This is a genomic window from Promicromonospora sp. MEB111, from assembly GCF_030209445.1.
GTDB lineage: Bacteria > Actinomycetota > Actinomycetes > Actinomycetales > Cellulomonadaceae > Promicromonospora.
This window is the reverse complement of the sequence record NZ_JARVSD010000017.1, coordinates 1-25,624: the sequence shown is the minus strand read 5'-3', so window position 1 is coordinate 25,624 and position 25,624 is coordinate 1. Positions and strand designations below refer to the sequence as shown.

Annotated in this window: 24 protein-coding genes and 4 tRNA genes; 22 read left to right on the top strand and 6 right to left on the bottom strand. The window is 72.4% G+C overall.

Annotated features, from left to right (window positions below):
• Nucleotides 1–106 precede the first annotated feature (106 nt).
• Together QRN56_RS21095 and QRN56_RS21090 are read left to right on the top strand one after the other, a co-directional pair.
• The gene (locus QRN56_RS21095) at nt 107–1,039 is read left to right on the top strand and encodes a hypothetical protein (protein ID WP_285106538.1); all 933 of its coding nucleotides are present in this window, start codon (nt 107–109) and stop codon (nt 1,037–1,039) included.
• A gap of 509 nt (nt 1,040–1,548) precedes the next feature.
• Complete coding sequence (locus tag QRN56_RS21090; protein WP_285106536.1) at nt 1,549–2,589, top strand: pirin family protein; 1,041 nt, start codon at nt 1,549–1,551, stop codon at nt 2,587–2,589.
• Here the strand turns inward: QRN56_RS21090 and QRN56_RS21085 are convergent.
• Nucleotides 2,558–3,334 carry an NUDIX hydrolase gene (locus QRN56_RS21085; RefSeq protein WP_285106534.1) on the bottom strand — a complete coding sequence of 259 codons (777 nt, stop codon included), beginning with the start codon at nt 3,332–3,334 and terminating at the stop codon, nt 2,558–2,560. The genes QRN56_RS21090 and QRN56_RS21085 overlap by 32 nt on opposite strands.
• Nucleotides 3,335–3,424: 90 nt before the next feature.
• Between QRN56_RS21085 and QRN56_RS21080 the strand changes: the two genes are divergently transcribed.
• Together QRN56_RS21080 and QRN56_RS21075 are read left to right on the top strand one after the other, a co-directional pair.
• Nucleotides 3,425–4,480 (top strand): SPFH domain-containing protein, encoded by a 1,056-nt coding sequence (locus QRN56_RS21080; RefSeq protein ID WP_285106532.1) that lies wholly within the window; start codon nt 3,425–3,427, stop codon nt 4,478–4,480.
• A 1-nt stretch (nt 4,481) separates the two neighbouring features.
• Nucleotides 4,482–5,375: a diacylglycerol kinase catalytic domain-containing protein gene (locus QRN56_RS21075; RefSeq protein WP_285106530.1), complete on the top strand. Its 894-nt coding sequence runs from the start codon at nt 4,482–4,484 to the stop codon at nt 5,373–5,375.
• A gap of 18 nt (nt 5,376–5,393) precedes the next feature.
• Here the strand turns inward: QRN56_RS21075 and QRN56_RS21070 are convergent, their stop codons facing one another.
• Nucleotides 5,394–6,113: a GntR family transcriptional regulator gene (locus tag QRN56_RS21070; RefSeq protein WP_285106528.1), complete on the bottom strand. Its 720-nt coding sequence runs from the start codon at nt 6,111–6,113 to the stop codon at nt 5,394–5,396.
• A gap of 140 nt (nt 6,114–6,253) precedes the next feature.
• Here QRN56_RS21070 and QRN56_RS21065 point away from each other — a divergent pair, with 140 nt between their 5' ends.
• From QRN56_RS21065 to QRN56_RS21050, 4 genes are all read left to right on the top strand, one after another.
• On the top strand, nt 6,254–6,553 hold the full coding sequence (locus QRN56_RS21065; protein WP_285106526.1) for a hypothetical protein: 300 nt from the start codon (nt 6,254–6,256) through the stop codon (nt 6,551–6,553).
• Nucleotides 6,550–6,924 carry a hypothetical protein gene (locus QRN56_RS21060; RefSeq protein WP_285106524.1) on the top strand — a complete coding sequence of 125 codons (375 nt, stop codon included), beginning with the start codon at nt 6,550–6,552 and terminating at the stop codon, nt 6,922–6,924. Before QRN56_RS21065 ends, QRN56_RS21060 begins: the two co-directional genes overlap by 4 nt.
• Before the next feature lie 141 nt (nt 6,925–7,065).
• A complete protein-coding gene (locus QRN56_RS21055; RefSeq protein ID WP_285106522.1) occupies nt 7,066–7,566 on the top strand; it encodes a hypothetical protein in 501 nt (166 codons plus the stop codon).
• Nucleotides 7,567–7,640: 74 nt separating this feature from the next.
• Entirely contained in the window at nt 7,641–8,456 is an 816-nt protein-coding gene (locus tag QRN56_RS21050; RefSeq protein ID WP_285106520.1) for a DUF1206 domain-containing protein, read from the top strand.
• Between the two features lie 93 nt (nt 8,457–8,549).
• Here QRN56_RS21050 and QRN56_RS21045 read toward each other — a convergent pair.
• A tRNA-Gly gene (locus QRN56_RS21045) sits at nt 8,550–8,623 on the bottom strand.
• Nucleotides 8,624–8,779: 156 nt separating this feature from the next.
• Here QRN56_RS21045 and QRN56_RS21040 point away from each other — a divergent pair.
• The 3 genes from QRN56_RS21040 to QRN56_RS21030 all read left to right on the top strand — a co-directional run bounded on the left by QRN56_RS21040 (nt 8,780) and on the right by QRN56_RS21030 (nt 11,132).
• Complete coding sequence (locus tag QRN56_RS21040) at nt 8,780–9,235, top strand: TM2 domain-containing protein (protein ID WP_285106518.1); 456 nt, start codon at nt 8,780–8,782, stop codon at nt 9,233–9,235.
• A gap of 93 nt (nt 9,236–9,328) precedes the next feature.
• A complete protein-coding gene (gene dcd, locus QRN56_RS21035; RefSeq protein ID WP_285106516.1) occupies nt 9,329–9,904 on the top strand; it encodes a dCTP deaminase in 576 nt (191 codons plus the stop codon).
• Nucleotides 9,905–10,010: 106 nt separating this feature from the next.
• Nucleotides 10,011–11,132, top strand: coding sequence for a hypothetical protein (locus QRN56_RS21030; RefSeq protein WP_285106514.1), 1,122 nt, complete (start codon nt 10,011–10,013; stop codon nt 11,130–11,132).
• 62 nt (nt 11,133–11,194) lie between these two features.
• Here QRN56_RS21030 and QRN56_RS21025 read toward each other — a convergent pair whose 3' ends face one another.
• Together QRN56_RS21025 and QRN56_RS21020 are read right to left on the bottom strand one after the other, a co-directional pair.
• Complete coding sequence (locus QRN56_RS21025) at nt 11,195–11,827, bottom strand: bacterial proteasome activator family protein (RefSeq protein WP_285106512.1); 633 nt, start codon at nt 11,825–11,827, stop codon at nt 11,195–11,197.
• A gap of 94 nt (nt 11,828–11,921) precedes the next feature.
• Nucleotides 11,922–12,899: an NAD(P)H-quinone oxidoreductase gene (locus tag QRN56_RS21020; RefSeq protein ID WP_285106510.1), complete on the bottom strand. Its 978-nt coding sequence runs from the start codon at nt 12,897–12,899 to the stop codon at nt 11,922–11,924.
• Between the two features lie 142 nt (nt 12,900–13,041).
• Here QRN56_RS21020 and QRN56_RS21015 point away from each other — a divergent pair, with 142 nt between their 5' ends.
• The 5 genes from QRN56_RS21015 to QRN56_RS20995 all read left to right on the top strand — a co-directional run bounded on the left by QRN56_RS21015 (nt 13,042) and on the right by QRN56_RS20995 (nt 19,115).
• Nucleotides 13,042–17,193 (top strand): HAMP domain-containing sensor histidine kinase, encoded by a 4,152-nt coding sequence (locus QRN56_RS21015; protein ID WP_285106507.1) that lies wholly within the window; start codon nt 13,042–13,044, stop codon nt 17,191–17,193.
• Between the two features lie 36 nt (nt 17,194–17,229).
• Nucleotides 17,230–17,679 carry a roadblock/LC7 domain-containing protein gene (locus QRN56_RS21010; protein WP_020017525.1) on the top strand — a complete coding sequence of 150 codons (450 nt, stop codon included), beginning with the start codon at nt 17,230–17,232 and terminating at the stop codon, nt 17,677–17,679.
• 10 nt (nt 17,680–17,689) lie between these two features.
• Nucleotides 17,690–18,100, top strand: coding sequence for a DUF742 domain-containing protein (locus tag QRN56_RS21005; protein ID WP_020017526.1), 411 nt, complete (start codon nt 17,690–17,692; stop codon nt 18,098–18,100).
• Between the two features lie 91 nt (nt 18,101–18,191).
• The gene (locus QRN56_RS21000; protein WP_285106592.1) at nt 18,192–18,911 is read left to right on the top strand and encodes a GTP-binding protein; all 720 of its coding nucleotides are present in this window, start codon (nt 18,192–18,194) and stop codon (nt 18,909–18,911) included.
• 119 nt (nt 18,912–19,030) lie between these two features.
• Nucleotides 19,031–19,115 (top strand) — tRNA-Ser (locus tag QRN56_RS20995).
• Between the two features lie 61 nt (nt 19,116–19,176).
• On the opposite strand, the gene QRN56_RS20990 is transcribed toward QRN56_RS20995, so the two are convergent.
• Nucleotides 19,177–20,898 (bottom strand): GMC oxidoreductase, encoded by a 1,722-nt coding sequence (locus QRN56_RS20990; RefSeq protein ID WP_285106505.1) that lies wholly within the window; start codon nt 20,896–20,898, stop codon nt 19,177–19,179.
• Nucleotides 20,899–21,137: 239 nt separating this feature from the next.
• Here QRN56_RS20990 and QRN56_RS20985 point away from each other — a divergent pair.
• From QRN56_RS20985 to QRN56_RS20960, 6 genes are all read left to right on the top strand, one after another.
• Nucleotides 21,138–21,229 (top strand) — tRNA-Ser (locus QRN56_RS20985).
• Between the two features lie 186 nt (nt 21,230–21,415).
• Nucleotides 21,416–21,488 (top strand) — tRNA-Arg (locus QRN56_RS20980).
• A gap of 333 nt (nt 21,489–21,821) precedes the next feature.
• On the top strand, nt 21,822–22,616 hold the full coding sequence (locus tag QRN56_RS20975; protein ID WP_285106503.1) for an IclR family transcriptional regulator domain-containing protein: 795 nt from the start codon (nt 21,822–21,824) through the stop codon (nt 22,614–22,616).
• 72 nt (nt 22,617–22,688) lie between these two features.
• The gene (locus QRN56_RS20970) at nt 22,689–23,882 is read left to right on the top strand and encodes a thiolase family protein (protein ID WP_285106501.1); all 1,194 of its coding nucleotides are present in this window, start codon (nt 22,689–22,691) and stop codon (nt 23,880–23,882) included.
• Nucleotides 23,879–24,592 (top strand): 3-oxoacid CoA-transferase subunit A, encoded by a 714-nt coding sequence (locus tag QRN56_RS20965; RefSeq protein ID WP_285106499.1) that lies wholly within the window; start codon nt 23,879–23,881, stop codon nt 24,590–24,592. The genes QRN56_RS20970 and QRN56_RS20965 overlap by 4 nt, the downstream gene beginning before the upstream one ends.
• Nucleotides 24,589–25,269 carry a 3-oxoacid CoA-transferase subunit B gene (locus QRN56_RS20960; protein WP_285106497.1) on the top strand — a complete coding sequence of 227 codons (681 nt, stop codon included), beginning with the start codon at nt 24,589–24,591 and terminating at the stop codon, nt 25,267–25,269. Before QRN56_RS20965 ends, QRN56_RS20960 begins: the two co-directional genes overlap by 4 nt.
• Nucleotides 25,270–25,624: the final 355 nt, after the last annotated feature.

Sequence of the window (25,624 nt, the reverse complement as noted above, 5' to 3'; positions counted from 1 at the left end):
CGAAAGTGCTCGGCAGTAAGGTGCCCGCATGACATTTCTGGCGGGCGTGATTCCTGCGGAACACGCCTCGGGTCACATTCTGATCCTGCCCAGTACGAATGGCCCCGTGGCGGTCAGCGAGCTCGCCGCCGCATGGTTCTCGGAGATCACCTGGCTCCGAGAACCGTCCCGCGCCTCGGGCACGCGGCGCATGGCCGGGTCCCGGTTCCGGGGCATGGCGCAGCCCGACTCGCTCGTTCCTGGTGTCATGCGTCTGGGGGAGGCGCACGTCGCGACCGGCCCCTTCGAGGTGGGCGAGGCGCACCTCGCCGAGCTGTCGATCCCCGCCGCCAAGGCGGAGGCGTACTCCATCGCGCGCAGCGACGGCCTGCGCGACGTGCGCGGCGCCGCCCCGACGTCGTACGACGACCGGGACGGGATCGCCCGCGCCTTCCCGCACGCGCTCCCGCAGGGCGAGGAGCTGCGCATCGTGCAGTGGATGGTCGCGGCGGCGCGCAAGACCGCCGGTGGCGTGCTCGCCGACGGCCGGCAGCCGCTGGTCCCCGACCCCGCTGCCTCGGTCAACCTGTCGCTCTACTCCGCGCACGCGCTGCGGCCCGCGGACGTGCTGCCCATGCTCCGGTCGTTCATCGCCACCGCCGACGTGACCGCCGAGCAGGTCACACCGGACGGGTCCCCGCGCTACACGCTCGCGGGCAGCACCGCGTACGACGGCTCGATCGTGGTCAACGTCGAGCGCGTCGACCGGGTGCCGCGCGCCCTCGGGGCGCTGGACTGGCGCAGCTACGGACCGTTCGCCTACCGCCTGACCTGGATGCCGGCCGACCCCTACGAGCTGGAGCTCGAGCACGGGTCGGGGCTGCACGTCATCGCCCGGGCGCGCATGCGCGTCTCGCTCGCCCGCCTCGCCGTGTCCCTGCACGGCCGCATCGCCGGCATCCTCGTGGACGACGGCGGCTTCATCGCCACCCCCGAAGAGCTGGACGGGCGCAACGACTCGGCCACGGGCGGCGCTCCGGGATCTCGCGCCTGGGTCTGATGGAATTGGTTATCCACAGATTTGGTCCACAGCCCTGTGTGTTGTGTGGGAAATCCAGGGCTCTTCCTGTGGATAAAACTGTTGAGAACCGCAGGGTGAAAATTACAACGGTGGAGCGGTTGCCGCTTGTGCGGCACGCGGATAGAAACGTTGGCAATGGTTCGACGATCCGGGTGCAGATGCGGTGCGCTGCAGCAGTACCGACCGGCCCGGGCATCGGACACATGGTCGACCGGAGAACGACAGGACGTCCCGTACCGCGGTGCGGGCTGTGGATGACGCCACAGGTGCCTGTACGGGGCCGGAAGACCGCCCGCGTTCGAGGTGTTCGTGCAGAACAGGCCTGGCGATCCGGGTCTGACGAGCGCATCGGAGTCGTGACGTCGACACGGCGCCCCTGGCACGCGCCGAGCGCGGGCCACGGGTATGCGGTTCGCCAGGGCCCCCGGCCTGCCCCGGGGGCCCTGGCCCCTCTCCCGGGGAGCGTCCGGTGGATCTAGGCTCGGCGCATGAGCAACCTCGAGACCCGGCCGACCGAGCAGGTCTGCGTCGCGGGTGAGCAAGGCGACGGCATCGAGCTCCTCACGCCGCGCGACGTGCCGCTCGGCGGGCCGCGGGCGATGAACGTGCGGCGCACCATCCCGCAGCGCGCGCGGTCGCTCGTGGGGGCGTGGTGCTTCAGCGACCACTACGGCCCCGACGACGTCTCCGGCAGCGAGGGCATGCAGGTCCCGCCCCACCCGCACACCGGGCTGCAGACCGTGAGCTGGCTCTTCGAGGGCGAGATCCTGCACCGTGACTCCGTGGGCTCGCTGCAGACGGTCCGGCCGGGCGAGCTCAACCTCATGACGGCGGGCATGGGCATCTCGCACTCGGAGGAGTCGCCCGCCGGGGTGCGTCCGCCCCGGCTGCACGGCGTGCAGCTGTGGACGGCGCTGCCCGGCTCCGCGCTCGGTGTCGACCCGCACTTCGAGCACCACGGGGACCTCCCGGTCGTGCGCGCCGACGGCGCCGTCGTGCAGGTCTTCCTGGGACGGCTCACCGTGGCGAGGGAGGAGCTGGCGTCAACCGCGACGACCTACACGCCGCTCGTGGGGGCGCAGATCGACCTCGAACCGGGCGCCGAGGTGCGGATCGGCGTCGACGCGGAGCACGAGCACGCCCTGCTCGTGGACGCCGGTGACGTGACGTTCGAGGGCAGCGCCGTGCCGCCGTCGAACCTCGGCTACGTGGCGCCGGGCCGGTCCACGCTCGTGGTGCGGGCCGGGGCGGGGGCGCCCGCGCGGGCGGTCCTGATCGGCGGGCTGCCGTTCGACGAGGACGTCATCATGTGGTGGAACTTCATGGGCCGCACGCACGAGGACATCGTGCGGGCCCGCGACCGCTGGATGGCGCAGATCGCCGAGCTCGACGGCGGCGCGACCGGGTACGCGGCCGGCGCCGAGGGGCGGCTGTTCGGCCGGGTGCACGGATATCCGAGCGGGCCGCTGCGCGCGCCCGCGCTGCCGGACCTGCGGCTCAAGCCGAGGGCGCGCCCGGGCCAGGGCTGACCGGCCGCAGCAGCGGCGGGTGCAGCACGGTCGCCGTCGGGTCCACACCGGGCGCCAGCCGGAACAGCTCGGCCGGGCGGCCGGGGCCTCCTCCGCCCAGGCGCCCCGTCGGCTCGAGGAAGCCCGGGGTGCCCGTGGCCTTGCGGTGGAAGTTGCGGGCGTCGAGCTGCGTGCCCCACACCGCCTCGTAGACGCCGCGCAGCTCCGCGACCGTGAACTCGGGCGGGCAGAACGCGGCCGCCAGGGGCGAGTACTCGATCTTCGCGCGGGCCCGCTCCACGCCGTCGGCCAGGATGCCGTCGTGGTCGAAGGCGAGGCCGGCGCTCCGCTCGCCGACGGGCACCCAGCGGGCCTCCGCCGCGTCGCCGCCCGCGGCCGGCAGCCCGAACGCCGGCGCGAGCAGGAGGTAGGCGACGGAGAGCACCGGGCCGCGCGGGTCACGGCCGAGGGGGCCGTACGTGCGGAGCTGTTCCAGGTGCCACGGGCCGGTGCCGGTCGCCCCGGCCGGCACGGTCAGCCGGGTCTCCTCCTCCAGCTCCCGCCCCGCTGCCTGCTCCAGGGTCTCGTCCGGCAGCACGAACCCGCCCGGCAGCGCCGCCCGGCCGCGGTACGGCTCCAGGAGGCGGTCGACGACGAGCGCCTGCAGGGCGCCGTCGCGCACCGTGAGCGCCACGACGTCGACGGTGACGGGGAAGGCGCCCGCGGAGTCGGGTACGGCGGACGGGACGGGTGCGGTGCGGGCCATGACATCGACCGTACATTCTCGTCACCTTGACGAAAAGCGGAGGAGGTAGATATCGTCAATCTGACGACAACAACGAAGGAGAGGCCGACGATGGCGACGATCAAGCGCTACCCCGGGATCCGCCAGTTCCTGGGCTCCGCGAGCGACTACGTGGTGCACCTCAGCAACGGCGCCGTGCGGCACGAAGGTGTGGGCCAGGCGTTCTGGTTCCGCCCCGACACGTCCGTGCTCAGCGAGGTGCCCGCGACCGACCAGGAGCTCCCCGTCCTGTTCCACGCCGTCACGCGCGACCAGCAGGACGTCAGCGTGCAGTCGAACGTGACCTACCGGTTCGGCGACCCGGTGCTCGCGTCCCAGCGCCTGGACTTCGGCATCTTCCCCGTCACGGGCAAGGGGCAGGAGGCGAGCGGTCGCCAGCAGGTGGGGGCCATCGTGGGCCAGCTCGCGCAGAGCCTCACGGTCGACCTCATCGCCACGCTGGACCTCGCGGAGGCGCTGGAGTCCGGCGTCGGCCGCGTGCGCACGGCGCTCGGCGCGCTCGGCGAGGACGCGCGCCTGGCCGCCACCGGTATCGAGATCCTGGGCGTCCGGGTGCTCGCCGTCCGGCCTGAGGGCGACGTCGAGAAGGCCCTGCGCACGCCCGTGCGCGAGCGGCTCCAGGCCGAGGCCGACCGCGCGACCTACGAGCGCCGCGCCGTCGCCGTCGAGCGGGAGCGCAAGATCGCGGAGAACGAGCTCGCGAGCCAGATCGAGCTCGCCTCCCGTCGCGAGCAGCTCGTGGCCCAGGAGGGTGCGAACAAGCGTCGCGAGGCGGAGGAGGCCGCGGCCGCCGCCCTCGTGTCCGCGAAGTCCGACGCCGAGCGGCGCGAGATCGCGGCGACCGCCCAGGCGGCCTCGCTGCGCCGGCTCGGTGAGGCCGAGGCCGCCAAGGAGGCCGCGCTCATGGCGGTCTACGCGAACGTGGGACGCGACGTGCTCACCGCGCTCGCCCTGCGCGACGCCGCGCCGCACCTGCCGAACGTGGGCTCGCTGACCGTCACGCCCGACCTGGTGAGCGGACTCCTGGGCGCGCTGACCGCCCGGGCGGGGGAGCCGACGTCGGACGGCGCCGCCGCGGCGAACGGCGCGCCGGCCGCGGAGCGCTGACATGGCCCTCCGTACGCGCGCCGTGCTGGTGCACCGGCGGACGGAGCTCGACGAGCTGCTCGACCGGCACGCGACCCGCGGCCAGGCGGAGTTCTTCCTCCGCACCCGGGGCCGCACCCTCGCCGACGTCGAGGCCCGGCACGACGCCGCCGCGACCGCCCGCAAGGTGGTCGCGGCGAGCGTGCCGTCCGACTGGGCGCTCGCGGAGGTGGAGCGCGCGGACCTGGACCGGTTCCTCTTCGCGCCCGAGGACGTCGTCCTCGTGGTGGGGCAGGACGGGCTGGTCGCGAACGTGGCCAAGTACCTGGACCGGCAGCTCGTGATCGGCGTCGACCCCGAGCCGGGCACCAACCTCGGGGTGCTCGTGCGGCACGACGTCGGCGACGTCGGGGAGATCATCGGCAGCCTGGCCGCGCCGCGGGGCGGTGCGAACGAGGCGTCGTTCGCAGCCCTGCTCCACGACGAGCTCACGATGGTCCACGCGCGGCTCGACGACGGCCAGGAGCTCCAGGCCGTGAACGAGCTGTTCCTGGGGCACCCCAGCCACCAGTCGGCGCGCTACCTGCTGGGGGTCGACGGCGGTACGGAGCGGCAGTCGTCGTCGGGGCTGATCGTCAGCACCGGGACCGGCGCCACCGGCTGGTGCGCCTCGATCGCGCACGACCGGGGTGGCCGCCGGCTGCCTGGGCCCACGGACCCGGCCCTGGCCTGGTTCGTCCGGGAGGCCTGGCCGTCGCCCGTCACCGGCGTCACGATGACGGAGGGCGTGCTCGGGGGGCGACGGCGAGCTCGTGGTGACCGTCCAGTCCGACCGGCTCGTCGTGTTCGGGGACGGGATGGAGGCGGACCGGCTCGAGGTCTCCTGGGGGCAGGAGGTCCGGATCGGCGTGGCTGAGCGGAGGCTCCGGCTCGTCTAGGGGATGTCGTAGCGGAGCATGAACTCGCCCGCGTCCAGCACCACGTGGCTCACCTCGACGGCCGACCCGTCCTTGGTGAACGCGGTGCGCGTGACCGCGAGCACCGGTGTGCCGGGCTCGATGCGCAGCTCCTCGATCTCCTCGATCGTCGGCATGCGGCCCACCACGTCCTCGCGGAACCGCACCGGCGCGTGCCCCGCCTCGGTCAGCCGGGCGTGCGTGCCGCCCGGCCCGACCTCCTGGTCCGCGATCGGCGTACCGGCCGCGATCGACGCGGGCAGGTACGACGTCGCGAACAGGACGGGCTTGCGCTCCCGCAGGTGGAGGCGCTCGCGCACGGTCACCTTGTCGCCCTCGGCGAGGCCGAGGGTGGCGCGGATCTTCTCGGAGGGCTCGGCCTCCGCCGTGACGGCGAGCGTGCGGACCGTGAGGCCGGCGCCGGTCTCGTCGATCTCGGCGGTCACCGTGGACTCGCTGACCTGGCCACCCGTGCTGTCGCGGACGATCGGCTCGAAGGCGCGCACGAACACACCGGAGCCGTGCCGGGTCACGGTCAGGCCCTCGTCCTTGAGCATCGACAGGCCGTGGCGCGCGGTCATGCGGGCCACGCCGTAGTTCGACATGAGCGCTGCTTCGCTCGGGAGACGATCGCCCGGTTTGTAGGTCCCGGAGCGGATCGCGGCACGAAGATCCTTGGCGATGCTTGCGGCAGTCACACGTCCCTCTCTAGACACGGAACCCACCTAACCCGCAGCCAGTGCGTATACGCAACTTTTCCGCGTAGCGGTTGCAACCCCCAGTTAACCCGCAACAGGCTGTCTATGCGCCTAGAGGTAGGTGCAGAGAGGTGGGAGAAATGGCAACGATTGCGGGCAACCTGGCGGATTCTGCGACGGGTGTGACGCTCCTCCTGGCGGAGATCGGGGATGCGCGGGTCAAGTGGATCGAGGTGTTCCGCGATCATCTGGTGGTGCATCCGACGCGGCGTTCGGAGGGTGCCGCGATCGCGGCGCAGCTGGGCATCACGGTGGCGACGGACTATCCGGCGACCAGGCCGGGCTTCACGATGTGGACCGGGTGCTGGAACGACATGGACCTGTATGTCTACGGCGACCTGCGCGGCAGCGTCGGCGAGGTCAGGGCGTGGCCCACATGACGGCAGGATCGTGCAACGCGGGCCTCGGCCCGGAGGGCTGCCCGACGCCGGGTGCGCACCTCGCGGAGCTCGTGGAGGTCACCGCGCTGATCGCCCACATCTTCGACATCCACACCCTCGACGTACGGGCAGGCGTGGACCACCTCGACCTCGAGGAGGACGTCGTGGGCGTGCTGACGGTGGACGTGGTCGCCGCGCGCGTGCCCGACGCCGCGCGGCTCGCCCGGATGCTCCACCTCACCGAGCGGCTGGGGCACCACGACGGCGAGGCGCACGGGCGCACGGTCTGGCGGTGCTGGAGCGGCTGGGTTCCCGCCGCCGGGGAGGGACTGCCGGTGTCGCTGCACGTGACGGCGCCCGTCCGGGGATGAGTGTGCTCCCCCCACGAACGAACGCCGCGGGCCGGACGGTGGGTCCGGCCCGCGGCGTTCTTGCGTCACCCCGTGTTCATCCCGGCCCGGCAGACTGTGCCGATGACGTCTCGGTCGTTCCGTCCCGGCCTCCCTCGCGGCATGCGCACTGGTGTGCGCCCTGGTGCGCGCGACGCCGCGCACCTCGTGACCGCGGTCCTGGCCGTAGGCCTCGTGGCCGCCTGCTCGACGCCGCCACCCGCAGGCGCGCTGCCCGGCATGCCACCCGGGGTGACGGCCCCGGACGAGTATGCGTTCGGGGACGACGTCGCCTCGCGTGACCTGCGCGCCTCGGGTCCCGTCTACGACGCCCTCGCCCAGGAGGTCGACGACGAACGGCTGCGCAACCTGCCGCTCGTCCTGGAGGTCGACGCCGACGTGGCGGCGGTGCGGGACGCCTACGACACCGAGCTCGCGGGCGAACGAGGCTGGTCCGCGCTCGCGGACCTGCCGGCCGCGGACGGCGCCTGGACGGAGGGCTGGATCAGCGCCGACGGGCGGGACGCGCTCGTGCTGGTCGGCCTCGAACCGAGGGCGGGGGAGACGCACGTGCCGCTGACGGTCCTGACCACGCTGCCCGACGAGGTCACCGGCAGTTCGTGACCGCCGTGCGAATTACGGCGAAATGCGCGAATCTGTAAGCGTCGCGATCCGCGCGGCCCGACGGAGGTGCGCACATGTCCCAGAACTCCTCTCCGCCTGGAGCCGACGCCGTCCGGCGGGCCAGGAACAGCCGTGCCGTCCGCGGCCTGGCCCGAGGCGGCTACGTCGCCTCGGGTGTGCTGCACCTGTTGGTCGGCTGGCTCGCCGTCCAGCTCGCGCTCGGGCAGTCCGAGGGCCAGGCGGACCAGACCGGTGCCTTCCGCGCGGTCGCCCGGATGCCGGGCGGGGACGTGCTCCTGTGGCTGGTCGCGGTGGGCTTCGCCGCGCTCGCGTTCTGGCAGCTCGCCACGGCCGTCGTCGGCGTGCCCAACGCGGAGAGCCAGCTGGCCGCGCGGGGCAAGAGTGTGGCCAAGGCCGTGCTCTACGGGGCGCTCGCGGTCACGGGCGTCCGGTACGCGCAGGGAACCGGTGGCGGCAGCGGCGGCGAGGAGAGCCTGACGGCCCGCGTCCTGGCCGTGCCCGGGGGCGCCTGGCTGGTGGGCGCCGCCGGCCTGGTCATTGTCGGCGTCGGTGTGTACCACGTGGTCAAGGGCATCCGGAAGAAGTTCCTGGAGGACCTCTCGGGCGCCGGCGGGAGCGCGGTCCGGCCCGTCGTCGTGCGGCTGGGGCAGGCGGGCTACATAGCCAAGGGGATCGCGCTCGGCGTCGTCGGCGGCCTCGTGGTCGCCGCCGCGGTGACCACGGACCCCGAGCAGGCCGGTGGTCTCGACGAGGCGCTGCACACGATGCGCGACCAGCCGTACGGCACGGCGCTGCTCCTGGTGGTCGGGCTGGGCATCGCGGCGTTCGGCGGCTACTCCTTCGCCCGCGCCCGGTTCGCGCGGCTCTGAGGCAGGGCGGAGGCATCCACGCGGCGCGAGACACTGCGCCGGAAACGACGGAGCCCCAGGTCAGAAAACATCCTCTGACCTGGGGCTTCGTGCTGGAGCGGGTGACGGGAATCGAACCCGCGCTATCAGCTTGGGAAGCTGAAGTTCTACCATTGAACTACACCCGCAACGTCCGGTTCTGACCGGGTTTCTGCCGTTCCGGAATCCCGCTAGGGTTCCGCAACAGCGCCCCCTGAACCTGGCGCGCGACCCGATCATACCCAAACTCGCCCGGATGCCCGAACCGGTTTCCGCGCGAGTGCCGCCGAGCAGCCGGAGCAGCAGTGAGCGAGCACCCCAGCGAGAAGCCGACCGAGCCGATCTACCAGGAGACCAAACCCCTGCCGCCGCGGCCGCCGCAGCCCCCGCAGCCGCCGCGCGAGACGCGTGCCCTGCAGAAGCCGAAGTCCTCGGCCGGGTCCACGCCGAAGGCCGGCCCCGCGAACTACCAGCAGCAGTACGACTACGACCGCCCCACCCCGCCGCCGGAGCACGTACCGGGCCGCAAGTCGCGCATCACCGCGGGCCTGCTCGGGATACTGCTCGGCGTCGTCGGGGCGCACCGGTTCTACCTGGGCTACAAGGGCCTGGGCTGGATCATGCTCCTCATCACTGCGGTCTCGCTGGGGCAGGCGTGGTTCGTGCCGGCGATCTGGGGCGCGATCGAGGGCATCCTGTACCTCGTGATGCGCAAGGGCTACTGGTCGGTGGACGCGAAGCACCGTCCTCTGCAGTGGTGACGGCCGCACGCTGACGCGCGCCGTCGCTGCCGGTGCGGACGGCGTCGCCCGGACGGGGCGGCGCCGGCCCGCGGTGGCCAGTACCGTATCCGGGTGCTCCTCTCCGACCGCGATATCCGTGCCGAGCTCGATGCCGACCGCGTCGTCCTCGACCCGTACGACGCGTCGATGCTGCAGCCGTCGAGCATCGACGTGCGCCTCGACAAGTTCTTCCGGCTGTTCGACAACCACAAGTACCCCTTCATCGACCCCGCGACGGACCAGCCGGAGCTGACCCGCCTCGTGGAGGCCGAGAACGGTGAGGCGTTCGTGCTGCACCCGGGGGAGTTCGTGCTCGGGAGCACCTTCGAGGCGGTCACGCTGCCCGACGACGTCGCGGCCCGCCTCGAGGGCAAGTCCTCCCTCGGCCGCCTCGGCCTGCTGACGCACTCGACGGCCGGCTTCATCGACCCGGGCTTCAGCGGGCACGTGACGCTGGAGCTGAGCAACGTCGCGACGCTGCCGATCAAGCTGTGGCCGGGCATGAAGATCGGCCAGCTCTGCTTCTTCCGGCTCTCGTCGGCGTCGGAGCACCCGTACGGCTCGGACCTGTACGGGTCCCGCTACCAGGGTCAGCGCGGCCCGACGGCGTCCCGCTCCTCGAAGAACTTCCACCGCACGACGGTGTGAGCGGGGCTCGCCCACGGGCGGTCCCGGCGCCCCGACGGGCGTTCGCCGGGAGGTAGGCTCCGGGTGCCCGGCGCGGACCGGGCACCCGGACCGAGAAGGGACCCCGATGGCCGCTCCCCAGCTTCCTCTCCTGCCGCGCACGGTTGCGCAGGCGCACCAGGCCCGGCACGTGCTGACCGTGCCCGGTGACGTGGAGCTGGACGAGATCGAGGTCCTCGCGCTCTCCCGGTTCTCCGCCACCCGCTGGGACGTGGTCCCGGCCGGGATCCTCCCGGGCAACGTGGCCGGCGCCCCGCAGGGCCGCCGCGCGCAGGGCCGGGAGCCGGGCGTGCTGCGGGTCTCGCGGCACGCGGTGATCAACGGGCCCTACCAGCCCGTGGGCGACGGCTTCGACCTCGGCGTGCCGCCGGGCGCCGAGATGGCCTTCGACATCGTCTGCCACCGGGAGCGCGGCGAGCCGCCGTTCCCTGCGGGTGACCGCGACGGCGTCGGGCGGGCGTTCGCCGCCGGCATGCCCGAGCGCGAGGAACGCCGTCTGGTCGAGTGGCTCGTCGCCGTCGCGCGGCGCCTGGGCGGCTCCCTCCGCCTGGACGTGGGCGGTCTGTGGGACACCGCCCCGGACGGCCCGACGACGCGTCCGGGCGCCGGCGTCGTGCTGACTCCCGACGCCGGGGCCGCGATCGACATGACCGTCTACTCCGACGTCTGGCTCGACCCCCAGGCCGCGCACACCATCCTGCAGAAGGTGCACCCCCGCGCCCGGCTGCACATGGACGGCAAGGAGTGGGGCGGGCCGCCGGACGGCATCGCGGACAAGCCGCTCTACCGCGGCGAGACCATGGACCCCGAGCTGCGCAAGAAGCTGCACGCGGCCGCCGACGAGTACGACATCAAGGCGCTCACCGGGCCGCGTGTGCTGGACGGGTACGGCCTGGTGGTGGAGCTCGGCGTCGACGGCATCGTCTCGGTCGAGATCAGCGGCGAGGAGAAGCTGCCGCGCCTGCTGCGCGGCCTGCCGTGGGCCGAGCAGGGGGCGGTCTGCTACTGGGTGCACTGGGAGCCGCAGGACCTCGTGGAGTCGCAGCGGGAGTTCCCCAACATGGAGCTGCGGATCGCACGCAAGCGCGCCGCGGAGCTGGTGGCCCGGCTCGCGAGCGCGATCCACGGTGCCGCCGGCGGCGAGATCGCCGACGAGGACGGTTTCCTCGTGGACCCGGTCGACCTGTAGGCGCCCGGGCCTTTACCCGCCGCGCTGCCTCCGGAGGTCGCACCCCGGAGGCAGCGACGAGGTCAGAGGTACTGGCCAGGGGTGCGGCGCTCGCCCGACTCGTCGTCCGCGGCGCCGGGCAGGGTGGGCCCGCCGGGGCCGGTCTGACCGAAGGCGCCGGTACCGGGCGGCAGGGCGCGCCGCATCTGCGACAGCTGCGCCTGCGCCGCCATCTGCTGCGCGACGAGCGCCGTCTGGATGCCGTGGAACAGGCCCTCGAGCCAGCCCACGAGCTGCGCCTGCGCCACGCGCAGCTCGGCGTCGGACGGTGCGGAGTCGTCCGAGAACGGCAGCGTGATGCGGTGGAGCTCGTCGACCAGGTCGGGGGAGAGCCCGTCCTCGAGCTCGTGGATCGAGCGCTCGTGGATCTCGGCCAGGCGGGTCCGGGCGGCCTCGTCGAGCGGGGCGTCCCGCACCTCGTCGAGCAGCCGCTTGATCATGCCGCCGATGCGCATGACCTTGGCCGGCTCCTCGACCTGGCCCACGACGGCCTCGGCCTCGTCGACCTCGCGCTCGTCGCCGGCGCTCTCGGGCTCGCGCTCCGGCGGCACGGCCGCGCCGTCGGGCGTGACCACCTGGGGGTGCACGGCATGCGTCTGGTCACGGCGCTCGTCGGGCCGCTCGGCGGACTGGGGGGTGGATCGGTCGTCGTTCATGGGTCCAGTCTTGCCCGAATCGGCGGTCGCCTGCATTGCATTACCGGGTGGGGAACGAAATTGTCGGCCATGCCTATATATAGGCACGCGTTGATCAGGGGACCAGGAGCACTTTGCCGAAGGCCTCTCCCGACTCCAGCAGATCGTGCGCCGACTGCGCTTCCGCGAACGGTATGCGAGCGTGAATGACCGGCCGAACAGTGCCCGCGGCGAACAGTGGCCAGAGGTGTTGTTCGGTATCGGCGACGATGCGCGCCTTCTCCTCCGGCGGCCGGGACCGGAGCAGCGTCCCGGCGATGGTGCCGCGCCGGGCCAGGAGCGCGCTGAGGTCGAGCTCGCCGCGGCGCCCCTGCTGCATCCCGATGACCACCAGGCGGCCGCCGCGGGCCAGGACGCGGACGTTGTCGCCCAGGGCGCCCCCGCCGAGCAGGTCGAGCACCACGTCGGCCCCGCGGCCGTCCGTGGCGGCACGGACCGCCTCGACGAAGTCCTCCCGCCGGTGGTCGACGACGACGTCCGCACCGAGCTCGGCGCACCGCGCGGCGCGCTCCGGGCCGCCTGCCGTCGTGGCGACGTGCGCGCCGAGCGCCTTGGCGACCTGGATCGCGATGCTGCCGATGCCGCCGGACCCGCCGTGGACCAGCACCCACTCGCCGGCGCGCAGCCCGCCGACGTCGACGAGGTTGTTCCAGACCGTGCACGCGGCCTCGGGGAGGGCGGCGGCGTCGACCAGGTCCATGCCGTCCGGCACCGGGAGCACCTGGGTCTCCCGGACCGCGACCTCCTCCGCGTAACCGCCGCCCTCCAGGAGCGCGACGACCCGGTCCCCGGCGCGCCAGCGCGACACGCCGAGTCCGACACGCTTCACAGTTCCTGATATCTCAAGACCTGGCCAGTCCGGGGCATTCGCCGGAGGGGGGTAGTATCCGGCCCGTTGTAGCAGGTCAGCACGGTTCACTCCGGCGGCGGCGACGGTGATCACCACGTCGCTTTGGCCAGCATTCGGGTGATTCAGGGATGAAATGGAGAGTTTCCCTGATGGCCCCGGTCCGGATATCGTGACGGCTCGCACATCGATGAAGCCTACTTCCGTGTGGCCTCACGAAGGTCGCCAGCGGAAACAGGGTGCCGGTAACTTGTACGCAGCACCGAGGGGTGTTCGGCGGGCACCACGCACGCCACCCCTTCCGGATCAGTGATGGAGAGAGGTACGCATGTTCCGCAGGTTGGGAGTGCGCGGGAAAGTTCTTGCGACACTGGTCACGCCTGCCGTCGTCCTGGTCATCGCTGCGGCGTACATCATCGGCCTCTCTGTGGCCGACGCGATGCGCGCGCAGCAGACCGCTGATCTCGTCGCAGCGCTCGAGTACCAGGACCAGGCAGGCACGGCGTTCGCGCAGGAGCGGGCGTACAACATCGTCGCGATGATCGACAGCAGCGCGACGGGTGACCAGGCCCGCGTCGCCCTGCTGCGGGGAACCCCGGAGATCGGGGAAGACGGCAAGCAGGTCATGGACAAGGACGGCAACCCGAAGTGGACCGCCCCTGCCGCCCAGGCGCAGACGATCACGGCCCTCGACGCCCGTGACGACGAGCTGCTGGACATCGACATCTCGATGCTGGACCAGCGCGTCAAGGACGCCGTCACGCAGACCATCGAGGACCGCGCGGCCATCACGGACGTGCAGAAGAAGGTCGCCGAGGGCCGGCTCACCGAGCAGGTCGCGACCGACGCCTACGGGACGTACATCGACGGCGCCCTCGAGGTGATGGACGCCATCGCGGACACCTCCGAGGACCGCGACCTGGGTACCCGCCTCGAGGCGTACTACTCGATCGACCAGCTCATGCTGACGAACACCTACGAGCGCCCGATCGTCGGCCTGACGCTCGGCGTCGTGGCGAACCACCCGCAGCACGAGCTCGCCGCCAGGTCCCTCGCGCTCCGGGCCGCCGACCTGGTGAACCTGGGTGACCGCGAGTGGGACAGCACGCAGGACCTCTTCGACCGCATCCCCGGCGAGTACCAGGTGCCGGGCATGGACGGCGTCTACGGCACGGTGCGCGGCTACGTCGCACGCGGTGACCTCACGTCCATCCAGCCGGCCCAGGCCGAGGCGTTCCAGGGCGAGTCCGCGAAGTGGGTCGAGGAGAGCCGCATCGTCCGTGACGCCGTCCGCGAGGACACCGCGGGCTTCGCCCAGGAGCGCGCCGACGTCGCCGCGAACCGCGCTTACCTCACCGGTGGCGTCGCCATCGCGGCCCTCGGCTTCTCGGTCATCATGGCCCTCGTCATCGCCCGCCGCCTGGTCTCCCCGCTGCGCCGCCTCACCCAGGCGGCCGGTGTGGTCCGTGACCGCCTCCCCACCCTGGTGGAGCAGGTGTCGGTGCCGGGCCAGGGGCCGAGCATCGACCTCGACCCGATCACCGTCGAGTCCTCGGACGAGATCGGCCAGCTCGCCGCGGCGTTCAACGACGTCAACAGGACGACCATCGACGTCGCCCGCGAACAGGCGGCCCTGCGTGGGTCGATCGCCGAGATGTTCGTCAACGTGGCCCGCCGTGACCAGGTGCTTCTCAACCGGCAGCTCGCGTTCCTCGACGACCTCGAGCGGTCCGAGGAGGACCCCTCGACGCTGTCGAACCTGTTCCGCCTCGACCACCTCGCGACCCGTATGCGACGCAACGCGGAGTCCCTGCTGGTCCTCGCGGGGATCGACTCCGGTCGTCGCGTGCGCCAGCCGATGCCGGTCTCCGACGTCATCCGTACCGCGTCGTCCGAGATCGAGCTGTACGACCGGGTCCGCCTGAACCTCGTCGTCGACCCGATGATGCTGGGCCACAACGCGCTCAACGCGGCGCACCTGCTGGCCGAGCTCCTGGAGAACGCGACGATGTTCTCCGAGCCGCACACGCCGGTCGAGGTCACCACGGCCCGCGACGAGCAGTTCGTCACCGTCGTGGTCCGCGACCACGGCCTCGGCATGAACCCCGAGGAGGTCGCGGAGGCGAACCGCAAGGTCGCCAGCCACGCCGCGTCGGACGCCGTCGGCGCCCAGCGCCTCGGCCTCTACGTGGTCGGCCGCCTCTCGGACCGTCTCGGCGCCCAGGTGGCGTTCGGTCCGGGCGAGGGCGGTACCGGTACCGAGGTGACGGTCCGCTTCCCGGCGGTGCTGTTCATGCCGGACAACGCGATGCCGCTGCCGATGCCGACCGACCCGCTGGAGGCCAACACGCAGGCGGCCGCCTCGCAGTTCAACGGCGGCGTGGCCACCGGTCCGGGCACCGGCGCGATGCGGAGCGCGGGTGCACCCACCAGCGGCTTCGGCTCGCCGGCCGTGACGGCGGCGTCCCCGGCCACCACGTCCGTGCCGCAGCAGGGCGGCATGCCGGTCCCGACCGGCACGTCGCAGATCGCCGCGGCCGCGTTCGCGGCCCAGCCGGCCCCGGTCGCGCAGCCGGTGGACCTCAACGCTCTCACCGACGGCACGACGGCGCTCGGCCTGGCCCGGCGTCGCAGCTCGACGGCGGCCCTCCCGGTGGCGGAGACGACGCCGACCGGCTCGATCGTGCTGCCGGAGATCCAGACGCCGTCGCTCCCGCAGGAGTACCAGGCCGACGACAACGCCTGGGCCCCGCCGTCGAACGTGTCCGAGGGCAGCTCGCTCCCGAGCCGCCAGCGCGCACCGCAGCCGGTCGAGCCGGTGGCCCCGGTCTTCGAGGACACCACGCCGGCCGCGGTGGACGTGGACCAGCGCAGCGCGCTCTTCTCGAGCTTCCGCTCGCTGAACACGATCGATCCCGTCGAGGGCAGCACGCAGTCGCTGCAGCTCGACCCGGTCACGCAGGACCCGGCCGCACTGCCCGGCATGTCCGACACCGACGTGATGCGGTTCCCGGCGGCGGGCGGTGGCAGGCCCCCTGCCGCCCCTGCTCCGGCGCAGAGCTTCGGTGTACAGCCGGAGCGGTTCGGCGGGTTCCAGGACCAGCCGCAGTCGCAGGGCTTCGGGGCCGAGGCCCCGGAGGGTCCCGACTCGTCGTTCGAGGCGCTGCCCGCGTTCGAGGAGCTCATGGCGGACCTCCCGAGCCGTCGCTCGACGGCCTCGGGTGCCCAGCAGGGTGGCAAGCCGGCCCAGAAGCGGGGCCTGTTCGGCCGCCGCCCGGGGCAACCCGCCACCGGCGAGCTGCGGGCCTACCAGCCCCAGGAGCAGCGTCCGGCGTCGCGTCCGATCCAGACCGTCGCGAGCCCCGTGGCCGGTCCGCCGACCTTCGGCGCCCCGGTCGTGCCCGCCCCGAACGTCGAGACGCAGGGCTTCCCGACGCAGGGCATCCAGACGTCGGGCTTCGCCACGCAGAACTTCCCGACCCAGAACCTCCCGGCGCAGAACTTCCAGGCACCGAGCGGTCCGCCCCAGGGCAGCCCCGCTCCGCTGACCGGGACCTTCCCGGCTCAGGCCCCGGAGGCTCCCGTCGCGGACCCGACCTACCAGCGGGGTTACCAGGAGGGCTACCAGAAGGCGGTCCAGGAGTCGCTGACGTCGGCGCTGCCGGCTCTGCCGGCCCCTCCCGCGGGTGGCACCGTCCCCCTGCCCGCCGCACAGGCGCAGGCCCCGGCCCTCGCTCCCGGCACCAACCCGTTCGTCGACGCGGCGCCCCGCGCCGCCGCCGCACCGCTGGCTCCGGCCCCGGCGGCTCCCGCCCCGGCCGCACCGGCTCCCGAGCGGGTGCCCACCTCGTTCGCCTCGGCACCGGCCACGCAGGCCGTGCCCGTGGCGGACGTGCAGCAGGCCTTCGAGCAGCAGGCCTTCGAGCCTCCCGCCCGCGAGTTCAGCGAGCCGTACCCGACGGGCGCCGTGTACGACCCGTCGTACGGTTCGTCGGCCCCGCTCGCCAAGCGAGCCGCCGGGACCGACGGCGACGGGAAGGACCCACTAGACCCCGAGTACGTGCGTGACTCGGTGGAGGCACGGTCGGAATGGACCGCCTCGGCAGTGCTCTACGAGGAGATGACGAGCCTTCTCCGTCGAGGGGCTTATCAGGAAGATGATGTGAAAGAGAACGACTCGTACCGTCCGGCAGCCGTCAACACGGAGGTTGCCAGCGGTGGGCTGACCCGCCGTACCCGCGGTGCCTCCGGCACCGGTGCGGACCCAGCTGTCGAGCGGCTCTCGGCTCGCATCGACCGTGATCCCGAGCAGCTTCGCTCACGTCTCTCGGCGTTCCAGTCGGCCACCGCACGTGGCCGGTCGGAGTCCGTGGACGAGGGCAAGTCGGAGCACGAGAACGGCAAGAACGGCGGTGGGGACTCGACGTGGGCACCCTCGACCGTGAATCATGTCCCTGACTCAGCGCCGCAGTCGCGGTGACAAGCGCGTCTGTGGATTCTGACTAGGAGGAACAGAGTGACCCTCAGCACCGAAGCAACCAATTTCGGTTGGCTGCTCGACAACTTCGTGCGTACCGTTCCCGGCAGTCGGCACACGCTCGTCGTGTCGGCAGACGGACTGCTCATGGCGATGTCCGACCAGCTCGACCGCACCAGCGGCGACCAGCTCGCGGCGATCGTCTCCGGTATGTCAAGCCTCACGCGTGGAGCTTCTCGGCAGCTCAACGGCGGTAACGTCCGTCAGGCGATCATCGAGATGGACAACGGCTTCCTCTTCCTGATGAACGTCTCGAACGGGTCCGTGCTCGGCGTCGTCGCGGAGGCCACGTGCGACATCGGCCTCATCGGCTACGAGATGGCTCTCCTGGTGTCGCGCACCGAGGCCACCCTCACGCCGCAGCTCATCTCGGAGATGCGCGGCAGCCTCCCGGTCGATGGGCAGACCAGAGCCGCCAGCGTGGGATGAGGACTCGACCATGACGTACGCACCTTTCGGTTCCCAGGGGCAGGGGGACGTCCGCGAGACGTCCACCGTGCGCCCCTATGCGGTCACCGGAGGCCGGGTGCGGTCGGAGCTGTCCGACCTGCCGCTCGAGGCCCTCGTGGAGGTTCTTCCCGGGGCAGTCAGCAGTTTCGGACTGCCTCCCGAGAAGCGCGCGATCCTCCAGCACGCCGCGCACACGTACGTGTCGATCGCCGAGCTCTCGGCCCTTCTGCGGCTGCCCCTGGGTGTCGTCCGGATCCTTGTGGCGGACATGCAGGAGGAAGGGCACGTCACCGTGCACACCTCGACACCGGTTAACGTCCACACAGGCCACGGCAGCTCGAACTCGGGCCTGTCGCTGAGCGTCTTGGAGAGTGTTCTTAATGGCATTTCCGCCCTCTGACGGCGGGGCCCGCAGCGGTCCCAACTGGGCCCCGGTGTCGGGTAACGCCGGCACTGCGACCGCTTCCTCGAACGCGCCCGCGCGCCAGAGCGTGCTGGGTGGCGGCGGTGGCGCCTCGGCGCCCACCGCGCAGGCGTCCCGTCCGGCGCAGGCTCAGCCCGCACCGCCGGTGATGCAGCAGGCGCCGGCGGCCAACGCCGGCGCGCAGGCCGCTCCGGGTGCGCAGCCCGCGGCCGAGCGCACCGCGCCGACCGTCGTCAAGATCGTCGTCGCCGGTGGCTTCGCGGTGGGCAAGACCACGTTCATCGGCTCGATCTCCGACGTCGAGCCCCTGAACACCGAGGCTGCCATGACGGAGCACTCGGTCGGCGTGGACGACGCCGGTGGCGTGACCGACCGCAAGACCACCACCACGGTGGCCATGGACTTCGGCCGCGTGGAGCTGCCGGGCAACCTGTGGCTGTACCTGTTCGGTACCCCGGGCCAGGACCGCTTCCTCTTCATGTGGGACGACCTGGTGCGCGGTGCGATCGGTGCCGTCGTCCTGGTCGACACGGACCGCCTGGAGCAGTGCTTCCCGGCCATCGACTACTTCGAGTCGCGCAACATCCCCTTCGTCGTGGGCGTGAACTGCTTCGACGGCGTGGCCAAGCACCGGCTCGAGGACGTGCGGGAGGCGCTGCAGATCCCCTCGCACGTGCCGATGCTCTACACGGACGCACGTTCGCGTGCGGCGACCAAGCAGACGCTGATCGCGCTGGTCCAGCTCGCGATGCGCCAGCTCCGCTCCGGCGCGCAGGCGCAGGGCTGAGTCGCTCTCCAGCACCTCGCGGACGGCGGGCCACCCTGGGGGCGGCCCGCCGTCGCTGTCTTGCCGGACGATAGACTGTGGGGCCGCGCCGGCCCTGCCCGCAGGGGTGAACGGCGCGAGGAGGGCTGACAGAGCGGCCTAATGTGACGGTCTTGAAAACCGTTGTGCGGCAACGCACCGGGGGTTCGAATCCCTCGCCCTCCGCAGCACACAGGACGACGGCCGGGATCCAGGGATCCCGGCCGTCGTCTTTTGCCGTCCGAGGTCAGCTGATCCCGACGATGGGCAGGCGCAGCGCCGCGGGAGCTGCCTCGGGCACCACCGGGGCGACGGGACGCACCGGCTCGACCGGCCGGTAGGCCGACCCGAGGGCGGGCCGCCCGTCCTGGTCGCCGGCGTTGGGCCACAGCGCGCATGCCCGCTCGGCCTGCGCCGTGATGGTGAGCGACGGGTTCACCCCGAGGTTCGCGGTCACGGCGGAACCGTCCATGACGTGCAGGCCCGCGTGGCCGAACATCCGCAGGTACGGGTCGACGACGCCGTCCGCGGGATCGGAACCGATGGCGCAGCCGCCGAGGATGTGCGCGGTCAGCGGGATGTTGAAGGGGTCGCCGACCGTGCCGCCCGCGATGCCCTCGACGCCGTCGTCGCCCATCTTGTCCGCCATGCGGCGCACCGCCTCGTGGCCCTCCGGGATCCAGCTCGGGTTGGGCGCGCCGGTGCCCTGCCGGGAGGTCATGTACCGGCCGAAGGGCGACCGCCGGGTCAGCGTGGTCAGCGAGTTGTCGTGGGCCTGCATGACCAGGGCGATGACCGTCCGCTCGGACCAGCGGCGCCAGTCCATCAGCACCGGCAGCCACTTGAGGTTCCTGCCCATCTCGCCGAACCAGCGGAAGAACCGGTACGGCCCGCCGTCGACCAGGATGTGCTGCAGCGCCGCCATGACGTTGGAGCCGTGGCCGTAGCGCACGGGCTCGATGTGGGTGCTCTCGTTCGGGTAGAACGACGACGTGATGGCGAGGCCACGCGAGTAGTCCGTCGAGCCGACCTTGTGCGTCATCGCGCCCAGCAGGGCCTCGGAGTTGGTGCGGGTGAGGTGCCCGAGCCGGTCCGACAGCGACGGCAGCGTGCCGGTGTCCTTCATGGCGTGCAGCAGGCGCTGCGTGCCGAGGGTGCCTGCGGCGAACACGACCTGCCTGGCGGTGAAGGTCCGCCGTCCGCCCCACCTCTTGCCGGTGCGGTGGGTACGGATCTCGTAGCCGCCACCCTCCGTGTCAGGACGCGGCCGGACGACGTCGGCCGTGGTCAGCGGGTGCACCACGGCGCCCGCGCGCTCCGCGAGGTAGAGGTAGTTCTTGACCAGGGTGTTCTTGGCGCCGTGCCGGCAGCCCGTCATGCACTCGCCGCACTCGATGCAGCCCGTCCGCTCAGGCCCCGCCCCGCCGAAGAACGGGTCGGCGGCCCGGCAGCCCGGCGACGGCGCCTCCGCGCCGCCCGGGCCGAAGTACACGCCCACCCGCGTGGGCCGGAACGTCTCGCCCACGCCCATGTCGTCCGCGACGCCCCGGACGACGTCGTCCGCGGGGGAGCGGCCGTGGTACTGGACGACGCCGAGCATGCGCTCCGCCTGGTCGTAGTACGGGGCGAGCTCGGACTTCCAGTCGGCGATGTGGGACCAGGCGGGGTCGGCGTAGAACGGGTCCAGCGGGCGGTAGAGGGTGTTGGCGTACACCAGAGACCCGCCGCCCACACCGGCCCCCGTCAGGCACAGCACGTTGCGCAGCAGGCGCACCCGCTGGATCCCGTAGCACCCCAGGGCGGGCGCCCACAGGAACTGCTTGAGGTGCCAGGAGTTCTTGGCGAACTCGTCGTCCTCGAACCGGCGGCCCGCCTCGAGCACACCGACCCTGTAGCCCTTCTCCGTGAGGCGGAGGGCAGCCACACTGCCGCCGAAACCCGAGCCGATCACCAAGACGTCGTAGTCCATGTGCGCGAATGTACCGCTTATTGACGCTGTATGAAATATGCTGCCGGACGCCGTCGAGGCCCCTGCGAGGGCGTCCGGCGCGCGTCCCGGACCACCTCGGTCCGGACGGAAAATCGGCAGGATCACGCGGATGTCGCACGGTCCGGCGGGCCGCCGACCGTCCCACTTTGCTCAGGCCGCCATGCGGCAGGTAGCCTGGGCCGCGCGGCATCGCCCTGCCTGGGTAGAGGCTGTCGCGAGGAGACGTCGCATAGTCAGGTCTAGTGCGCCACCCTGCTAAGGTGGTAACGGGGCAACCCGTTCGAGGGTTCAAATCCCTCCGTCTCCGCCAGGAAGGTCCCGGCCGCGCGTGACGCCCGGGGCCTTTTCTGTGAGAGGCTTCGGCACGCAGGTTCAGGGCTGTGACGGAGTTCTCCTCGGGAAGCGCGGATTTGAGTTTGGGCCCGCGCCGAACAGGCGGTAATGTTCTCGTCGGTCGGCCGTGTGAACGGCAGGCAGGCAGCACGTAGTACGACCAGCGCCCGTAGCTCAACGGATAGAGCATCTGACTACGGATCAGAAGGTTGGGGGTTCGAATCCCTTCGGGCGCACAGTGACAGAGCCCCTCACCGGCACCAGCCGGTGAGGGGCTCTTCTTCTTGTCCACGTCGCGATCCGGTCACGGTTGCGACCAGGGCCACCGAACCATTGACCCGACCTCCGGCCGATCGCTACGTTCACCTGCGGCACACCCGTTCGGAGAACGACCAGGGTCGCGGGCGTCGGAGCTCAACGGTGCGTTCCGTCGTCGGACCAGGGGAGGCCCGGGCGGGCGTGCTGCCAAAGGCGCGGCTCCCAGGACGCACGCGGGCGACCTGGTGCGGACGACCGGATGCTCGGCCAGGATGCGAAGCGGACGCGCCGACGGCATGGAGGAACCCGAGATGAGCGAGACCGCGCAGGACGCCGGAACCCGGTCGGGCGAGTTCGTGCAGTCCCTCGAGCGCGGGCTGGCCGTGATCCGCGCGTTCGGCCCGGCCCGAGCACGCATGACCCTGAGCGAGGTGGCCCGCGAGGCTGCGCTCAGCCGCGCGTCGGCGCGACGCTTCCTGCACACCCTGGTGGAGCTCGGCTACGTCGTCACCGACGGGCGGGTGTTCGCCCTGCGCCCCCAGGTGCTCGAGCTCGGCTACGCCTACCTGTCGAGCCTGACCCTGCCGGAGGTGGCCCAGCCGCACCTGGAGCGCCTCGCGGAGGACGTCGGTGAGTCGTCCTCGGTCGCGGTGCTCGACGGCGCGGAGATCGTCTACGTGGCCCGGGTCGCCACGCGCCGGATCATGTCGGCGGCGATCCAGGTGGGCACGCGGTTCCCGGCGTCCGCCACCTCGATGGGGCGCGCGGTCCTGGCCCACCTGCCTCACGGCGACCGCGACGACTTTCTCGGCGCCGTCGCCCTGGAGCCGCTCACCCCGCACACGATCGTCGACCGGGACCTGCTGCGCGCGGAGCTGGACCGGGTACGTGGTCAGGGCTGGGCGCTCGTCGACCAGGAGCTGGAGGAGGGCCTGCGGTCCCTGGCGGCCCCGTTGCGGGATCGGGCCGGCCGCGTGGTGGGCGCGGTGAACGTGTCCGCCCCCGTGCGCCGTGGCGCGGTCGACGAGCTGGTGTCCGAGTTCCTGCCGGCGCTGCTCCGTGCGGCCGGCGAGATCGAGGCGGATCTGGCCCGTACCCGCGCCTGAGCCCGGCTGTTACGGTGGGCGTACGCATACGGAACTTGTGTGCGCCCTGCGAACAGGCAGAGGTGTGAATCGATGAGGCAGGCATTCGTCTACGACGCCGTGCGAACACCCTTCGGCCGCTACGGCGGCGCGCTCGCGGGGGTGCGGCCGGACGACCTGGCGGCCTTCGTCGTCGGCGAGCAGACCCGCCGGGCACCCGGGCTGGACCCGGCCCGGATCGACGACGTGATCCTCGGCAACGCGAACGGCGCCGGCGAGGAGAACCGGGACGTGGCGCGGATGGCGGTGCTGCTGGCGGGCCTGCCGCTGTCGGTACCCGGGGTGACGGTCAACCGGCTGTGCGGCTCGTCGCTCGACGCCGCCGTCCAGGCGGCCCGCGCCGTGGAGACCGGCGACGCCGACGTCGTCGTGGCCGGCGGGGTCGAGTCCATGAGCCGCGCGCCGTGGGTGCTGCCCAAGCCAGAGCGCGCCTACCCGGCCGGCGGGGCCGAGCTGGTGTCCACCACGCTGGGCTGGCGCCTGGTCAACGCGCGGATGCAGCCGGACTGGACGGTCTCCCTCGGCGAGGCGACCGAGCGGCTGCGCGAGAAGTACGGCGTCACGCGGGAGCGGCAGGACGAGTTCGCCCTGCGCAGCCACCGCCTGGCGCACGAGGCCTGGGAGGCCGGCCGGTACGACGACCTGGTCACCGCGGTGCCCGGGACCGACCTGCACCGCGACGAACCCGTCCGCCCGGACGGCACCCTGGAGAAGCTCGCCGCGCTCAAGCCCTCCTTCCGGTCGGACGGCGGCACCATCACGGCGGGCAACGCCTCCCCGCTGACTGACGGCGCCAGCGCCGCCCTGATCGGCTCCGAGGCTGCGGCGGGCCTGACCGGCCTCGAACCGCTGGCCCGGATCGCGGGCCGCGCCGCGGTCGCCAACGAGCCGCAGTACTTCGGCTACGCCCCCGTGGCGGCCGCCGAGCGCGCGCTCGCGAAGAGCGGCATCGGCTGGGCCGACGTCGGCGCCGTCGAGCTCAACGAGGCGTTCGCCGCGCAGTCGCTCGTCTGCGTCGACGCGTGGGGCGTCGACCCGGCGATCGTGAACGCGTGGGGCGGTGCGACGGCGCTCGGGCACCCGCTCGGCGCCTCCGGCACCCGGATCCTCGGCACGCTCGCCCGCCGGCTGCTCGCGGAGCACCAGCGCTGGGGCGTGGCGGCGATCTGCATCGGCGTCGGCCAGGGTGTGGCCGTCGTCCTGGAGAACGTGCGGGCCGCCGGATGACCGTCCAGGTCGCACGGACCGCCCTGGAGGCGGTGGGCGACGTCGTCGACGGCTCGACCGTGATGATCGGTGGGTTCGGACCGGCGGGGCAGCCGGTGGAGCTCATCGAGGCGCTCCTGGAGCAGGGCGCCGCCGGCCTCGTCGTCGTCTCCAACAACGCGGGCAACGGCGAGGACGCGCTGGCCCGGCTGATCCTGGAGCGTCGGGTGCGCAAGATCGTGTGCTCGTTCCCGCGACAGGTGGACTCGTGGCACTTCGACGCCGCGTACCGCGCGGGCGAGATCGAGCTGGAGCTGGTGCCGCAGGGCAACCTGGCCGAGCGGATCCGCGCGGCCGGTGCCGGCCTGGGCGGCTTCTTCACACCCACCGGCTTCGGCACGCCCCTCGCGGAGGGCAAGGAGACACGCGTGGTCGACGGCGTCCCGATGGTCTTCGAGGCGCCGCTCGCCGCCGACGTCGCGCTGGTCAAGGCCTTCCGGGCCGACGGTGTCGGGAACCTCGTCTACCGCAGGACGGCCCGGAACTTCGGGCCCGTCATGGCCACGGCGGCCCGGCGGACCGTGGCGCAGGTGCGGGAGGTGGTGCCGACCGGGTCGATCGACCCGGAGGCGGTGGTGACGCCCGGCATCTACGTCGACGCCGTCGTGGCGATCGACAGCGTGACGACGCTCGCGGGTGCGCCGGCCGGCGCGCAGGGCTCGGCCTCATGAGCGCCGAGACGGTCCCGCCGGGCCCGCGGAGCGGCTCTCCTCTGTCGCGAGCCGAGCTGGCGGCCCGCGTGGCCGCCGACATCGCGCCGGGTTCCTACGTGAACCTGGGCATCGGCCTGCCGACGCTCGTGGCCGATCACCTTCCTGCCGGCTCGGGCATCACGCTGCACACGGAGAACGGGCTGCTCGGGATGGGCCCGTCGCCGGAGGCGGACGCCGCGGACCCCGAGCTCATCAACGCGGGCAAGATCCCCGTGACCGAGCTCCCCGGCGCCTCGTACTTCCACCAGGCCGACTCGTTCGCCATGATGCGCGGCGGCCACATCGACGTCTGCGTGCTGGGGGCGTTCCAGGTGTCGACGTCGGGGGACCTCGCGAACTGGTCCACGGGCCGGCCGGGGGCGGTGCCCGCGGTGGGCGGGGCGATGGACCTCGCGGTGGGCGCCAGGCGGAGCGTCGTCATGATGACCCTGCTGACCAAGGACGGTCAGCCCAAGCTCGTCGAGGAGTGCACTCTGCCGCTCACGGGCGTGGGCTGCGTGTCCAGGATCTACAGCGACATCGCGGTGATCGACGTCGGGCCGGCGCTCCCGGGCGACGGCGCCGCGCACGTGGTCGAGACGTACGGGGTGACCCACGGGGAGCTCGAGGAGCTGCTCGGCCTCCGCCTGGCCTAGGGGCCCGGCCCCCGCAGCGTCCTGCCGCGTGGACGTCGGGCCTGACGGCGCTGTGGAGCCTTGCCGCACGGCGGATGGCGAAATCTGAACCAAAGATTACGCAGACATGGCCGACGGGCGGAGTTCTTGGTCTACGCCGGGCCAACGAACCGCGGACGGGGGCTGCTGGGCCGGTCCGACATGGCTCCGGCGCGGGCGTGCCTGATGGCTTCTTGGAAAAACACGCGGTGAACAGCGCCTCTGTGTCCGCTGTCACGCCCCCTGGCTTTGACGGACCCTGCGGGCTCACGTAACGTTCTCGTTGTTCGCCCGGCAGGGAGAGACGGACAGGGAGCGCGAAGAGCGTGACTGGCCG

What these genes read in the sequence shown, in the direction of transcription:
- QRN56_RS20975 (WP_285106503.1), top strand. Translation starts at nt 21,822, where the DNA reads ATGAGCGAGACCGCGCAGGACGCCGGAACCCGGTCGGGCGAGTTCGTG.
- QRN56_RS21050 (WP_285106520.1), top strand. Translation starts at nt 7,641, where the DNA reads ATGTCCCAGAACTCCTCTCCGCCTGGAGCCGACGCCGTCCGGCGGGCC.
- QRN56_RS21060 (WP_285106524.1), top strand. Translation starts at nt 6,550, where the DNA reads ATGACGGCAGGATCGTGCAACGCGGGCCTCGGCCCGGAGGGCTGCCCG.
- QRN56_RS21065 (WP_285106526.1), top strand. Translation starts at nt 6,254, where the DNA reads ATGGCAACGATTGCGGGCAACCTGGCGGATTCTGCGACGGGTGTGACG.
- QRN56_RS21025 (WP_285106512.1), bottom strand. Translation starts at nt 11,827, where the DNA reads ATGAACGACGACCGATCCACCCCCCAGTCCGCCGAGCGGCCCGACGAG.
- QRN56_RS21005 (WP_020017526.1), top strand. Translation starts at nt 17,690, where the DNA reads ATGACGTACGCACCTTTCGGTTCCCAGGGGCAGGGGGACGTCCGCGAG.
- QRN56_RS21080 (WP_285106532.1), top strand. Translation starts at nt 3,425, where the DNA reads ATGGCGACGATCAAGCGCTACCCCGGGATCCGCCAGTTCCTGGGCTCC.
- QRN56_RS20970 (WP_285106501.1), top strand. Translation starts at nt 22,689, where the DNA reads ATGAGGCAGGCATTCGTCTACGACGCCGTGCGAACACCCTTCGGCCGC.
- QRN56_RS20990 (WP_285106505.1), bottom strand. Translation starts at nt 20,898, where the DNA reads ATGGACTACGACGTCTTGGTGATCGGCTCGGGTTTCGGCGGCAGTGTG.
- QRN56_RS21030 (WP_285106514.1), top strand. Translation starts at nt 10,011, where the DNA reads ATGGCCGCTCCCCAGCTTCCTCTCCTGCCGCGCACGGTTGCGCAGGCG.
- QRN56_RS20965 (WP_285106499.1), top strand. Translation starts at nt 23,879, where the DNA reads ATGACCGTCCAGGTCGCACGGACCGCCCTGGAGGCGGTGGGCGACGTC.
- QRN56_RS21090 (WP_285106536.1), top strand. Translation starts at nt 1,549, where the DNA reads ATGAGCAACCTCGAGACCCGGCCGACCGAGCAGGTCTGCGTCGCGGGT.
- QRN56_RS21055 (WP_285106522.1), top strand. Translation starts at nt 7,066, where the DNA reads ATGCGCACTGGTGTGCGCCCTGGTGCGCGCGACGCCGCGCACCTCGTG.
- QRN56_RS20960 (WP_285106497.1), top strand. Translation starts at nt 24,589, where the DNA reads ATGAGCGCCGAGACGGTCCCGCCGGGCCCGCGGAGCGGCTCTCCTCTG.
- QRN56_RS21085 (WP_285106534.1), bottom strand. Translation starts at nt 3,334, where the DNA reads ATGGCCCGCACCGCACCCGTCCCGTCCGCCGTACCCGACTCCGCGGGC.
- QRN56_RS21075 (WP_285106530.1), top strand. Translation starts at nt 4,482, where the DNA reads ATGGCCCTCCGTACGCGCGCCGTGCTGGTGCACCGGCGGACGGAGCTC.
- QRN56_RS21015 (WP_285106507.1), top strand. Translation starts at nt 13,042, where the DNA reads ATGTTCCGCAGGTTGGGAGTGCGCGGGAAAGTTCTTGCGACACTGGTC.